The 13110-nt window shown below is 53.4% G+C and carries 15 protein-coding genes and 2 pseudogenes; 13 read left to right on the top strand and 4 right to left on the bottom strand.

All coding sequences use genetic code 11. The annotated features are described in order from the left end of the window. Nucleotides 1-62: 62 nt before the first annotated feature. The 11 genes from Q0932_RS04205 to Q0932_RS04255 all read left to right on the top strand — a co-directional run bounded on the left by Q0932_RS04205 (nucleotide 63) and on the right by Q0932_RS04255 (nucleotide 9690). Complete coding sequence (locus Q0932_RS04205) at nucleotides 63-335, top strand: hypothetical protein (RefSeq protein ID WP_299349967.1); 273 nt, start codon at nucleotides 63-65, stop codon at nucleotides 333-335. Beyond that, nucleotides 286-1824: a DUF4153 domain-containing protein gene (locus Q0932_RS04210; RefSeq protein WP_299349969.1), complete on the top strand. Its 1539-nt coding sequence runs from the start codon at nucleotides 286-288 to the stop codon at nucleotides 1822-1824. The genes Q0932_RS04205 and Q0932_RS04210 overlap by 50 nt, the downstream gene beginning before the upstream one ends. 62 nt (nucleotides 1825-1886) lie before the next feature. Continuing rightward, on the top strand, nucleotides 1887-2189 hold the full coding sequence (locus Q0932_RS04215; protein ID WP_299349971.1) for a heme NO-binding domain-containing protein: 303 nt from the start codon (nucleotides 1887-1889) through the stop codon (nucleotides 2187-2189). 731 nt (nucleotides 2190-2920) lie between these two features. Further along, the gene (locus Q0932_RS04220) at nucleotides 2921-4828 is read left to right on the top strand and encodes a DUF3604 domain-containing protein (protein ID WP_299349973.1); all 1908 of its coding nucleotides are present in this window, start codon (nucleotides 2921-2923) and stop codon (nucleotides 4826-4828) included. A 4-nt stretch (nucleotides 4829-4832) separates the two neighbouring features. Beyond that, entirely contained in the window at nucleotides 4833-6617 is a 1785-nt protein-coding gene (locus Q0932_RS04225) for a DUF3604 domain-containing protein (RefSeq protein WP_299349975.1), read from the top strand. 30 nt (nucleotides 6618-6647) lie between these two features. Beyond that, on the top strand, nucleotides 6648-7631 hold the full coding sequence (locus tag Q0932_RS04230; RefSeq protein ID WP_299349976.1) for a transporter: 984 nt from the start codon (nucleotides 6648-6650) through the stop codon (nucleotides 7629-7631). A 389-nt stretch (nucleotides 7632-8020) separates the two neighbouring features. Then, nucleotides 8021-8332 carry a hypothetical protein gene (locus Q0932_RS04235; RefSeq protein ID WP_299349978.1) on the top strand — a complete coding sequence of 104 codons (312 nt, stop codon included), beginning with the start codon at nucleotides 8021-8023 and terminating at the stop codon, nucleotides 8330-8332. A gap of 298 nt (nucleotides 8333-8630) precedes the next feature. Continuing rightward, nucleotides 8631-8834 (top strand): amidohydrolase family protein, encoded by a 204-nt coding sequence (locus Q0932_RS04240; RefSeq protein WP_366141392.1) that lies wholly within the window; start codon nucleotides 8631-8633, stop codon nucleotides 8832-8834. Beyond that, nucleotides 8835-9080, top strand: coding sequence for a DUF3237 family protein (locus Q0932_RS04245; RefSeq protein ID WP_299349980.1), 246 nt, complete (start codon nucleotides 8835-8837; stop codon nucleotides 9078-9080). Further along, nucleotides 9080-9304, top strand: a complete 225-nt coding sequence (locus Q0932_RS04250; RefSeq protein ID WP_299350627.1) for a DUF3237 family protein — start codon at nucleotides 9080-9082, stop codon at nucleotides 9302-9304. Before Q0932_RS04245 ends, Q0932_RS04250 begins: the two co-directional genes overlap by 1 nt. Then, a complete protein-coding gene (locus tag Q0932_RS04255) occupies nucleotides 9301-9690 on the top strand; it encodes a hypothetical protein (protein ID WP_299349982.1) in 390 nt (129 codons plus the stop codon). The genes Q0932_RS04250 and Q0932_RS04255 overlap by 4 nt, the downstream gene beginning before the upstream one ends. Before the next feature lie 31 nt (nucleotides 9691-9721). Here the strand turns inward: Q0932_RS04255 and Q0932_RS04260 are convergent. The 4 genes and pseudogenes from Q0932_RS04260 to Q0932_RS04275 all read right to left on the bottom strand — a co-directional run. Then, nucleotides 9722-10450 (bottom strand): annotated as a pseudogene (locus tag Q0932_RS04260) (IS3 family transposase); the annotation flags it as partial. Further along, complete coding sequence (locus Q0932_RS04265; RefSeq protein ID WP_299349983.1) at nucleotides 10417-10578, bottom strand: NAD(P)-binding domain-containing protein; 162 nt, start codon at nucleotides 10576-10578, stop codon at nucleotides 10417-10419. The gene Q0932_RS04265 and the pseudogene Q0932_RS04260, both read right to left, overlap by 34 nt. 42 nt (nucleotides 10579-10620) lie before the next feature. Continuing rightward, the gene (locus tag Q0932_RS04270; RefSeq protein ID WP_299349984.1) at nucleotides 10621-11175 is read right to left on the bottom strand and encodes an isochorismatase family protein; all 555 of its coding nucleotides are present in this window, start codon (nucleotides 11173-11175) and stop codon (nucleotides 10621-10623) included. Nucleotides 11176-11181: 6 nt separating this feature from the next. After that, complete coding sequence (locus tag Q0932_RS04275) at nucleotides 11182-12057, bottom strand: hypothetical protein (protein WP_299349986.1); 876 nt, start codon at nucleotides 12055-12057, stop codon at nucleotides 11182-11184. 122 nt (nucleotides 12058-12179) lie between these two features. On the opposite strand from Q0932_RS04275, the pseudogene Q0932_RS20535 reads away from it, so the two are divergent. Both Q0932_RS20535 and Q0932_RS04280 read left to right on the top strand, forming a co-directional pair. Beyond that, nucleotides 12180-12365: pseudogene (locus tag Q0932_RS20535) on the top strand (LysR family transcriptional regulator); the annotation flags it as partial. An 84-nt stretch (nucleotides 12366-12449) separates the two neighbouring features. Then, on the top strand, nucleotides 12450-13049 hold the full coding sequence (locus Q0932_RS04280) for a LysR substrate-binding domain-containing protein (protein WP_299349988.1): 600 nt from the start codon (nucleotides 12450-12452) through the stop codon (nucleotides 13047-13049). Nucleotides 13050-13110: the final 61 nt, after the last annotated feature.

A 13110-nucleotide genomic window follows, 5' to 3' on the forward strand; every position in this document is an offset into this window, starting at 1 on the left:
AGGGCTATCACGAGCCGCCGTTCCCGCCTAAACTGTGCTCAAACTACCGGCGGGAGAGCAGCATGACGTCTGACGAAAACGCAATCCTTGCAGGCCGTGGGGCGATGACCCTAACCGGTCTTATGGCTGGGCTGGCCGCATGGCTCTTGATCGAAATCCTGCCTGATCTGGTATCCAACCCACATGTGTTGACGGGACTCATTGCAGCCGTGGCAGTTTTTTTGTGTTCTTCTGGCCATCTCGGGACCGACGTCGCTGTTGCGTTCGGCCAAAGGCGCGGCTGTCTTGGCGTTGGCTGGCGCGGTTCTTTTGAGCCTTTCAAGCCTCGGCTTTGAGACTGGCCAGGAATTTGTGGATGCCCGGTTTCCGATCATAGCCTGGATGTTGTTCCTTGGACTGTCCATGCCCTTTGTGGCGGTGTGGGTTTGGGATCGACGCTATTGGTCGTCCTATCTGGACCTGTTTGATTTTTCATGGTCCATCGTGGTGCGCTATACGGCGGCTTGGTTGTTTGTCGGGCTGTTCTGGCTGGTCGTGTTCCTGTCGGATGCGCTGTTGTCGTTGGTGTCGATAGACTGGATCGGCGACCTGATCGATATTGATCCGGTGCCCTATCTTTTGGTCGGCGCCGTCTTTGGCCTTGCGTTGCGCGTGGTTTGGGAGATGCGGGATTACCTGTCTCCTTACATGCTGCTTCACCTGTTGCGTCTTTTGTTGCCGCCGCTGTTGGTAGTCATGGTGATCTTTGTCTTGGCCTTGCCGATGAGCGATCCAAATACGTTGTTTGCCGGATTGTCGCCTGCGGGAACAATGATGGCTGTGGCGCTGGGCGGAATTAGCCTTGTGAGCGTCGCTCTGGACAAGTCCGATGCCGATGCGGTCAAGGCGCGATGGATGCAATGGGCCGTGCGGGGCGTAGCGCTGTTGCTGCCAGTGTTGGCCGGGCTGGCAATTTGGGGTGTGTGGTTGCGCGTGGCGCAATATGGCTGGACGCCCGACCGGTTGGCTGCGATGGGCGCCGCCGTGATTATCACGGCCTATGCGTTGTTGTATTTTGTGTCGGTCTTGCGAGGCGGCGCGTGGATGGCTCGCATTCGCAGTGGCAATATCATCATGGCAGGGGTGGTTCTGGGGCTTTGTGTGCTCTGGTTGATCCCGGTGTTCAGTGCCGAAGCGATCTCGTCAAGGTCGCAGGCCGCCCGCTACATGGATGGCAAGGTCACTGCAAAAGAGGCCGCGATATGGGAAATGGCGCATGACTGGGGTAAACCCGGTACGCGGGCGCTGGAGCGTCTGGCGGCGTTGCCTGCCGATGAGCATGCCGATCTGCACCGCGCCCTTGCTTTGGCCGCCAAAAGTGACAACCGATACAGTTTCGGCGAACGTTTGGGTGACCCGGATTGGGATAACCTGCGTGCCCGTTTGATCGCGAGCATTCGAATGGTGCCCGCTGACAAGGTATTGAACCCGGATGTTGTGGCAACACTGCCGGACTTTCGTCTCAAGGATTGGGTCAACGCCTGCGAGCGCGAGACCGAGCCGGGGTGTGTGTTGCTGCAGGACAATTTCAACACGCGTACCGAACACCCCGAAGGTGTATTGTTCCTGCCTTCCACGGGCGGGGACTATGAAGCCCTGTCGGTCTGGATCGACGATGAGGGCGACTTTGTGGTTGGCGGGTATCTGGTGGATAAAGCCCGCGGCGGTAAGGTACGCCTGAAACCCGCGGACGTGCAGCGCGTTCTGGATGGGGATTTCCGTGTAGCCCCGAGCAGTCACAATGCCCTGTGGCTGGGGGATCGTGAGCTTAATCCTGAGAATTGATCATATTGGGGCTTTGTTAAGCCCTCTCATCCCATACTGCGGTCTCAAAGAGGACACCGTTCATGCATGGGCTGATCAACAGGGCTGTTCAATGTTTTATCCGCGACAGTTATGGGCGCGAGCGTTGGATCGAAATCGCGACTTTGGCTGAGTTGGGGTTTTCCGACTTTGAGGCGATGCTGCATTATGATGACGCGCTGACGTGGGATGTACTGGATGCGGCGGCCCTGTCTCTGGGGGTGCCGCGCGAAACTGTTCTGGAAGATATCGGCACCTATCTTGTGTCTCATCCCAACGTCGAAGCCTTACGACGATTGCTGCACATTTGCGCAAGCGCCATCTTCCTCTGCGCGTTGAATTATTAGAACGACACGTCCCTTTTTGCTAGTTGGTGAGAAATCATGCGCCCCAACGCGAGAAACATTGTCATATGGCCATCGGGTAACAAACCCGGCTCTTTCGTGTTTTAGCGACGACTGAGCCATTTCAATACGTTCCTCAATTGTTAGCATGTCAAGATTAGCACAGAGAAGGATAGTTGGTTTGATTACGCCATTGTAAGAAAACAGCAGCCACGCCTTGGCAACCTAATTCATCCAGGATTCGAGATCACGAGAGTGGCTTCAGTGCATCCGGAATTCTTTCGGTCGTTTCCAACTCCTATTTCTTCCTTTCTCAATGCCAGTGAGGTTGTTGGCAAACTTCAGTAAGCTTCATCGAGTCAAGATTTACTTGCAGTTGTTGCTCTGCTTCCTTCGACAGTCCCGTCTATTGCTTCCGTCCCAAATCTGATCTGTGGGCATTCGCTAGGTTTCGCACGATAAAAGTATTGTACTTCTTAGTTCTTGCAGCTGTCATTGGTGTTCGTTTGGAGAACTCCAACGCAGCCTGCATCGCTGGCTTTGGCGCCTGCCAAAGGGAATGGCTGCATTACCAATGGAACTGGATCTATTGCAAACATTGTTAACTAGAGTAACTAATGTACATGTTGAATGCATATTAAGGAATTGAGCAACTAAACGAGAAAGAGAATGAACTCCAAATGCTCTGTTTATCTAAACATTTATTTCCTACTCCAAGATTTAAAGGTGACCCAATGTTTAAGCTTTGCACCAAAATGACATCACTGGCTTGTGCGACCGGCTTGATGGTCCTCACAACACCTGCATGGACTCAAGAAATCACGGCAGAATCCGCCTATTCACCACATGCCAATCGTGACTTTCCAACTATGGCTTTGTTTGGAGACACACATGTTCATTCTGCGTTGTCAGCAGATGCCGGTGGCGGCGGCACCACCTTGATGCCACGCGACATGTATCGGTTTGCACGCGGTGGACAGGTAAGTTCGAATACCGGACAACCGGTGAAGCTGCCGCGGCCCTTCGATTTCTACATGCTCACTGAGCATACCGATGGTATGGGCGTGATCACTGATATCATGCGCGGTGCGCCAAATATTATGGCGGATGAACAGGGTAAGAAATTCCACGAAGAGTTTGCGAAAGGGGGGGAGGCAGCCAAACAAGCCAGCATTGATCTGATCGCCCAGTTCAGCCAAGGCACCTTAAGCGATGCCTTGCTCTATCAGCCCGGCTCCGAGGGCTACGACAATACGTGGAAAGATCTGGTTCAAGCTGCTGAAGAGTTTAACGAGCCGCATGTGTTTACCGCCATGATTGCCTATGAGTGGACGTCGCTTGTTGCCGGGAACAATCTTCATCGAAATGTGATTTTTCGCGATGGTCCCAGCCGTGCGTTACAGGTTTCACCTTTTTTGATGGCGCCCCCCATGGGCAGCCCCGATCCACGCGATCTTTGGAAATGGATGCAGGCTTATGAAGACAAAACAGGCGGGGATGTGCTGGCAATTCCGCACAACCCGAACCTGTCAAACGGCATCATGTTTGCCCCGAATGATACCTTTCGAGATGGCGCCGAATTCGACCCCGAGTACCTGAAAACCCGGGCCCAATGGGAGAAGTTGGTTGAAATTGGCCAAACCAAGGGGGATAGCGAAACGCACCCGTTGTTGTCTCCTACTGATGAGTTTGCCGACTACGAGAACTGGGATTGGGCAAATCTGGATGTGTCCGAAGCCAAGACACCGGAAATGCTGCCATTTGAGTATGTACGCTCGGTTCTGCAAAAAGGTCTAACCTTTGAGAAGGATAAGGGCATCAATCCCTTTAAGCTTGGGTTTGTGGGCGGTTCGGATATCCATACGGGATTGACCACTCAGGATGACGACAATTTTTTTGGAGCGTTCACATGGATGGAACCCTCTGAAACCCGGGCCAATTCCGTTGCCAAAGGTAACGTGAAACTCGGCATCAGTTACAAGGGTTGGCAATACGCAACGCCGGGGCCAACCGTCGTGTGGGCGACCGAAAACACCCGAGCCGGGGTGTTTGACGCTCTTGAACGCCGTGAGGTTTATGCGACGACTGGCCCGCGGATCACCGTCAGGTTCTTTGGTGGTGATTTTGACATTGATGATCTGAAGCATCGCGATCTCGCGCGCGTCGGATATACAAAGGGTGTTCCGATGGGTGGGGATCTGGATGTTACGGGGGATACTCCGACCTTCTTGGTCTATGCGATGCGGGATCCCATTGGGGCAAATCTGGACAGGGTGCAAATCGTCAAAGGTTGGACGCAGCCGGACGGCAGTACACAGGAAAAGGTTTATGATGTTGTTTGGTCGGGAGGACGAGCCCCCAGTGCCGATGGCAAGCTGCCACCTGTTGGAAATACTGTCGACCTGAGCATTCCAAGTTGGACCAATGATATTGGTAAAGCTGAATTGGCAACGGTCTGGGCCGACCCTGATTTTGATCCGTCCCAACACGCATTCTATTACGCCCGCGTCATCGAAATTCCGACGCCGCGCTGGACAGCATATGACGCTGCCAGATTTGATATCAAGATGCCCGATGAGGTGAAAATGATCACCCAGGAACGCGCATATACATCCCCAATCTGGTACAGCCCTGAAGGATAAAATCATGAAAAGCTTGCTGATTGCGACGACAATCTTGGGTTGGGCGACAACCTCCTTGGCCGAAGAAAGCGTTACGCGTAATGCCTACTTTGGGGAAACTCACATGCACACGGCTTTGTCGCTGGATGCCTTCATCGGTGGTGCGCGTCTGATGCCTTCGGACAGTTTGCGATTTGCCAAAGGTGCTGCGGTGATCATCGATGGCCGACACAAACAGCTGAGCCGTCCATTGGATTTTGCGGCGGTAAGCGACCACGTCGAGTATCTGGGCGAGATGTACTCGACTATTTTCCCTAATGCGCCCGGTCACATGCAAGACGACCTCAAGCAATTGCGCGCGCTTGAGACGCTCGAGGACAAGCAACAGTGGTTCTACAAGTACGTCATTTCTAACAATCGAAGCGATAACCCATCGCATCCTCCCTTTTATATGGGGCCGGAAACCACGAAATCCGGTTGGCAGATCATCAAGGATGCTGCCGAAGAACATAACGAACCGGGCAAGTTTACAGCTTTTGTGGCCTTTGAATGGTCCGCCGCCCCTGGGGGCGGAAACATGCATCGCAACGTGATTTTTCGCGACGACGTTGCACCTGAACTTCCCTATTCCAGTTATGACAGCAACAAAGTCGAAGACCTTTGGGATTGGCTGCAAAAAACGGCTGATGCGGGATCGACAGTGCTGGCCATCCCGCACAACTCGAATGCGTCAAAACAGTTGATGTTCCCGGATACGGACAGCTTTGGAAATGAATTGACAACAAGCTGGGCGGAACGGCGCCAAATGTGGGAGCCTTTGATCGAAATGATGCAGATCAAGGGCAATTCCGAGGTCCACGAAGCCTTTTGGCAAGCTGATGAATTTGCCGGGTTCGAGAATGCCAACTCAATCCAGAAAAACTCGAACCGATACTTTCACAAACGGGACTTCGTTCGCGAAGGGTTGAAGATTGGCCTTGCCGAAGAACAGAAACTGGGCGTGAACCCCTATATGTATGGGTTTATTGGCGGCACGGACAACCACAACGGTTTGACCAGCGACGTCGCAGAGGATGATTTCACTGGCGGGCATGGCCCCGAAGATGGAACGGCTGAAGTGCGCCGCAAAGGCGGAGTCGGAGGCTGGATTGACGGTGTGGACCTGTCGATTGGGTCACTGGCAGGCGTCTGGGCCGAAGAAAACACGCGTGCCTCTATCTGGGATGCCATGAAGCGTCGCGAAACCTTTGCGACCTCTGGCCCTCGCATAAAGGTGCGGATGTTTGGAGGCGTAGGCCTGAGTGCTGGTGATCCTGGTGCGATGGCCGAAGAAGGCTACGTCAAGGGAACGCCGATGGGAGGTGTTCTCCCACAATCCGACGCGGCGCCAACGTTTACAGTTTATGCCGAAAAAGATCCGATGGGGGCCAATCTGGACCGTATCCAGATCATCAAGGGCTGGGTTGATGCCAATGGCGACATTCATGAAAAAATCATCGATGTGACATGGGCGGACGACCGCACACCCGGCGAAGACGGCAAGCTGCCTCCGGTTGGAAATACCGTCGATCTGAAAACTGCGCTTTACACCAACGACATCGGCGCATCGACGTTGTACGGCATTTGGTCTGATCCAGACTATGACCCGTCGAATGGTGCATTCTATTACGCGCGAGCGATCGAGATTCCAACGCCACGCTGGACGACATATGACGCGGTTCGCAACAACCTGCCTCTTTTGAACGAGGTTGCACCCATCATTCAGGAACGCGCTTGGGGATCGCCCATTTGGGTTTCTCCAAAATCATGATTGCCAATTGGCGGTAGGGAGTTTTTGACAATGAGTAAACCGCTCAGGTTTTGTTGCGCACTGATGATCGCGTGTACAACGGCAACGACCTCTCATGCGGTTGAAGGCGGTGCAGGTGCCTATCTGTTGGGGTCCAGAGAAGGGTTTGCGGGCATTGTTCCGAAGCCTGGAACCTATGTCGGGATTGATTTGGTTCATACAGAAGGTGTCATTCAGGGCCTCTCCCTTGGCGGCCTACCGATTAAAGCGGAAACCGACCTGAAGGTCTCATTCGCAAAGCTCAGCGTAACGCAAGTCTTGGAAACGGAATTGTGGGGAGGCACGCCGGCGTTCAACATAAATGTGCCCTTTGTGCTGGACGCAAGCCTGTCATTCATTGGGGAAACCCCGCCAATTGTAGGCATCCCGATAGAAGACACGACGTCTGGGATCGGGGACATCACATTGACCTCATTGGTCGGTTGGCACCGCGGCAACTTACATTACAGCGCGGCTTTGTCATTGTTCGCGCCAACAGGCAGCTACAACACCGCCTCAATCGACGTGCCAGGCCGGACAATCAACGCCTTGAACACAGGTAAAAACATCTGGTCGCTGCAACCCGTTCTGGCCGCGACCTACTTTGATCCGTCCCGGGGATTGGAGTTTTCTGGGGCAGCCAGCCTTTTGTTCAGTACGCGAAATTCCGCAACAGATTATCAAAATGCACCTGCTTTGAACCTCGAGGCGGCCGTTGTTCAACACACCAAGTCTGGTTGGGCCTTTGGTCTTGCTGGCTATGCCTACACCCAGATTGGTGATGATTCCGGGTCCGGAGCCGATGCCACCCGCGCATTTCTTGGCGTGGATAGTTTGAGAGCTCAAGTCTTTGGTGTCGGGCCTGTTATCAGCTATTCTGGCCCTACAATTTTTGGAAATGATGCGACTTTGAAACTTAAGTACTTTACTGAATTTGGTGCAAAAAACAGATTTGAAAGCGACACGCTTTGGTTCAACATCGCGTTTAGTTTTTGATTTGGCCGAAATTTGGTTCGAGGTAATCTTCTCTACCTCGGCTTCGTCGTTCCGCAAAGAATAATAGTACAATAACTTAAGGTGCTTAGAGATTAGTGCGATCGAGTCTCTCTGTCTTTACGAGAATGAAGGCCACTCCACTATTTGCAAAAACTTGAGAATTCATTCCGGAGTGCCATACCATCTTTCGAGCAGTCTACGGGAAGGCCAGATGCCAGCTACAAGCTGACCGTAAAGACTTCAGACAAGGATGTTGCCCGCTAAGTACCTAGGGCCTTTTATGGCCACGCCTAACCCGCCCACAACAGCCGACTGGTTTGGACCGTCTGTAGATGGCAGGATGATCTGCGTTCTGCAGGAAAAGATGACACCACCCGCAAGCCGGCCTTGTGGATGCTGCTAACGGCGACACTCCAGTTGTCGAGGCACAGGGGCTGGGCAAAGTGTCTATTCCCAAGAGCGAGTGGCACGCTGCCAAAGGGAATCAAGGCGAAATCGCGACCCAGCTAGGAGGGCTGCAAATCTCAGAAACCAAACCTGAATCGGGGCCCGTCGTCGAAGCCTGGCTGGAAAACTCTGCCTACCACGGAGAACGCAGCCAAGATTACGTTCGGATCGAAGTTCAGGACGCGGCCGTCGCCTTCTCGGACCAGAACCAGTCCCTTGTTGCCTCATCTGAACAAGAGGCGCGTCCGGTTTAGCTCACTTGGAGTGACGACTCACTCGTCCTATTGAACAGGTCCTGAAACAAGGAAAGAAGGGTCTCCATGAATTGGAGCTTCGCGCAAACACGCCCATGCTTAAAACAAAATCAGCAAAAACCCAAAACAAGCGCACCACCTCAGACGAGGAGCGGCGCTTGCCGCTGATTGACGCGACCATCACCACCCTTCCAAACAAGCTTTTGAGTTTCCCTGACATTCTCGCCCACCTGGCTTTCCCCAGCAGGAAGAGGCGCTGTCGGTGGCGCAGCACAAGACCAATGTCTAATTCAACATCATTGGCTGGTCGCCGAAATACTTCCCGTCGATCCTGGAGCGCTACTACATTTCGATTCTGAAGAAGAAGGTGTTGTTTGGCTCTGACTGGCCGATGATCAGTCCGGAACGCTGGCTGGCGGCGTTTGAGCAGATCGACATCAAAGACGAGCTGAGCGAAGACATCACCAAGAACAACGCCGCCCGTTTGTTGGGGTTGAAATAGGTGCAGATCCCGGTCCTCTCTCTTAGCCATTCCTTTACCCTTCGGGTCGAGCTTTCCACCCCGCTGGATCTTGGGCTCGAGCGGGCGAGTCACCGTCGTATCATTCCGATTGTCGATGGCGAGGCGATGGGGCTAGACATCACCGGCAAAGTGCTGAATGTCGGCGCTGACTGGCAGAAGAATTTTCCGAAGGCGCTGCCCATCTGGACACGCGTTATGCACTGCAAAGCGATGATGGGGCGGTAATCGATGTGGTCAATGTCGGCACTCGCCACGGGCCTGCCGAGGTCGTGAAGCGGTTGGCTGCGGGCGAAGATGTCGACCCGACCAGCTGTTATATGCCCAAGGCAGCCCGGCTGGAATCCTGCGATGACCTCTATGTCAGGGTCAACCACACCCTGTTCACATGCGCTGGCATCCGCCGTGCCTCGGCCGCCGAAATTGCCTGTTACAAAGTGGACTGCCGATGAAACTTTTCAACTCCCCGCTCCAGGACATCAAGTTCTCGCTGACCCATGTTGCCGGTGGCGCCGAACTTCCTGAATGGGACGCCCAACTCACCGCTGAAATAGGCGGACATATTGCAGCTTTTGCAGAAGGCGAGATTGCCCGGCTGGACGAGATCGGCCACCGGCAGGGCTGTATTTTGACGAATGGCCGTGTGACCATGCTCGCCGATGAGATTGAACGCGTTGTTCTGAGTGGTCTTGAAAAACAACTCGCTAACTCGGGTTGGTTGGCCGAACAGATCAGGGAGCACGAAGCAAGAGCAACCTCGATCGCAAACTTCTCGCAAGCCGCGGACATCTTGTTGGAGGGCGCAAATGAAGATGATGGCACCGCTAAACTCTCTTGAGCAGCTCTATCTGACGGGTCCAAGTTGATTGTTAGTGCATGATCGGCCCTGGTTCTATTGTTATGATGGTTTCCGGAGCCGGAGGGCTGTAGCCCAATGCACTGTTTGGTCTCTTGGTGTTGTAGTGTTTCCTTCTTTCTTCGATGATGTTTTGAGCCTCCCTGAGCGATTAGAAGATGTCTCCGTTCAACAGCTCATCCCTCATTCGATCGTTGAAGCTTTCGTCATATCCATTCTCCCATGGTGATCCCGGTTCGATGTATGCCTTCCCGGCGCCGACAGCGGCAATCCAGTCCCGAACCGCCAGTGCAACAAATTCAGGGCCGTTGTCTGAACGGATGTAGGACGGTGTGCCTCGCAGGATGAACAATTCGGTCAGAGCATCGATGACATCGATGGAGTTCAGCTTCCGCTTGACCCTGATCGTTAGGCACTTCCGACTGAACTCATCAATGATGTTCAGTGTACGAAAGGCCTTTCCGTCATCTGGGCGGCAATGAACGAAGTCATAAGACCACACGTGATTGCGATGCTCTGGCCGAAGTCGAACACATGACCCGTCGTTCAGCCAGAGGCGCCCTTTCTTCGGCTGCTTGTGCGGAACCTTCAGCCCCTCTCGCTTCCAGAGCCGTTCGATGCGGCCATCACTGACTGACCAACCGGCCTCCCTCAGCAAGACCGCAACCCGGCGATAGCCGCATCGATCATATTGCCTGGCTAGCTCGATCATGTCGGCCACCAAGTGTTCTTCATCTGGTCGGCCCAAGCTCGAGATGCAGTTGCGCGGTCAGGGTCCAGATCACAAACTGCCAACTGATGACCGCCCCTAATCAAGTTCAGGGCCGCGGCCCCACCCATCGTACCCAGCCCGATAAAACCAATGCGCATGTGTTCGTCTCCGTGATCCGGCAAGTGGCGACCGATAGTAAGTTATTTTGCAGCGGCGAGGATTTCATCGGTTGATTGAACCGAACCAAATTCGCCATGAAGGTTTGCAAGGGTCACAGAGTGGATTTGCTCTGCCGTGTGGGCAACCCCATCTGGACCGGTTGCGTCGTACGCCCAAACAGCATCAGAGGCATAGATCATTTCAAAACCAAGGCTACTGGCTGAACGTGCAGCCGATTCCGCGCAGTGATTAGCGGTTGCACCACAGATGATCACGCGTTCGATGCCCGCGCCCCGCAAATCTGACTGAAGTGTAGTGCCGCCAAACGCGCTAGAGACGTGTTTAATAATCACCTGCTCTTCGCCTTTTGGGGCCGCAAACGGTTGGACAGCAGCACCGGGCGCATCTGGATGAAACGGATCATCCAATTCACTGCCATGGTGGTGGACATGAATGATCTTTTCGCCAGACTCGCGAAACTGAGACAACAATCGCGCGATGTTATCCGACGCTTCTGGGCAAGATCGCGCGGCACCCGCGGCGTCATCATTCGCCAGCGCCATTTGCACATCAATAACGAGGAGAGCAGTTTTCATCGAGCTTTATCCTTCTTTCGCCTGCGTAAGTGCAGCTTGGCGATCTGCGAGTATTTTTTCGACGCGCTGGCCATAGATACGCACGTTAATGTCGTCGCTGATGACACGTCCTTCTTGTTCATCATAGGTCAAAATCGCCGTAATTCTGGGGTGGTCGCCAAACACTTCGGTGACACCATGTAAGGAATATCCGCCGCGAAACAGAGTGAACGTGCCGGCCCCGCGATCAAACTTTTGCACATGTGACATATCCCCTGCCAATAGACGGTCCACAGCTTCGCGATCTTCGGTCTCGTCGGTGCGGGAATTGGGCAGGAAAGCAAAGTCACCACCACTTTCAGCGGCTTTCAATAGCAGTGTTACGGTGCATTCGGTCGTGTCGTAATGCCAAGCGTGCCAGCTACCGGGGTAGAGCGCGACAACGTTCAAAGCCTGAAACTCGTCAGCGCAGCGGTACAGCACTGGCTTTTTTTGCACGCGTCGGACAAATTCAGTGAGAAGCTCTGACTTATATAGTTGCTGGATCAGCGTGTCTGCGGGCAATTGATCGTCGGCCAGTTGGGTCGCGACATGCGTATACTCACGACGTCTAGGGTCATCTGGTGGCAGAGAGGGGTCAATCGCCCCCTGATAGATGTTTCGCTTGATTGTCAGAACCTCTGCATCCGGCAAAAGGCCGCTTGCTTCATCCTCAAGGGCAGCAAGTGAACCAGCGTGAATGAAACCATCCAAATTGCACCAGCCATGGGCCTCCATTTGGTCTTGGCACTCTTTCAGAAACGCCGCGCCTTCACCGCTATCCAGATCCGCAATTGGATAACGCTCCAGATCAACAAGGTTCAGGGCCATGTCAGTTTCGGTTCCAAGATCGATCTTTGACATTTTGCTCTCCTGTGAGTCCGGTGGCCGCCCAGATGGGACAATTGCTTTTGTAGAACGGACAAAATTAGGAAGAAAAACGAAACTATTTGCCTTCATGAGCATAAAAAACTTATGTCAGATGAATGAAGCAGAACCTCAACTTGAATTGGTTGCGAACCTTCGATGCCGCCGCGCGACATCTTAGTTTCACGGCGGCAAGCCATGAACTGGGCCTGACTCAAACGGCCGTCAGCCAACACATTAAGGCACTAGAGACAAAGTTGGGTCAAAACTTGTTCATTCGACGCGCCAGAAGTCTGCAACTCACGGAGATCGGTCAGGCTTACCTGATTTCGGTCCGCGATGCCCTTGCACACATTGAGTTTTCAACAAGTGGGCTTTTCGGACCAGAGTTGGAAACGACCATCGTAGTGCGTGCCTCTGCAGCAATGATTGTTTGGCTATCCCCGAAACTCGGGGCCTTTCAGGATGAGTATCCTGGCGTCGGGATCAAACTTGTAACGTCGCTGTGGCAAAACGATTTGGAGAAACATCCCGTTGATGTCGACATCTTGTTGGCCTCGCAAAACCAATCTGACCAACGCATGACAAAGCTCTCTGACGAGCGGATTGTGCCCGTTTGCGGCAAACAGACATCGACAAAAATCCTCTCGCCCGCTGATTTGATGAAGTGCGATACGATCCATATCTTGGGGTTTGACGACCATTGGTCGCGCTACCTCTCTGCCAACGGCCTGCCAACAGACATCATTTCCCCGCAACTTGTCGTTGATACTTCTGTTGCCGCTTGTGAACTGGTCGCCGCAGAAAACGGCTGTGCCATAATGCTTGAACGGTTTGCGCAACAAGCCATTAAGGCAGGTCGCCCAATCAGAATTGTCGGTGATCCAGTAATAAATGGTCAATCACATTACGTCGTACAACGAAATACAACTCCACCTGTGCAACACCTATCATCCGCATTTTGCGGATGGTTAAAAACGTGCTTTTGAAGAATGCTTCGCAAAAACGGAGTACTATCCAGAAACAGCTGGGAGAATCTGGAGAACGCCT

The sequence above is a fragment of the uncultured Shimia sp. genome, from assembly GCF_947498095.1.
Taxonomy (GTDB): Bacteria; Pseudomonadota; Alphaproteobacteria; order Rhodobacterales; family Rhodobacteraceae; genus Shimia.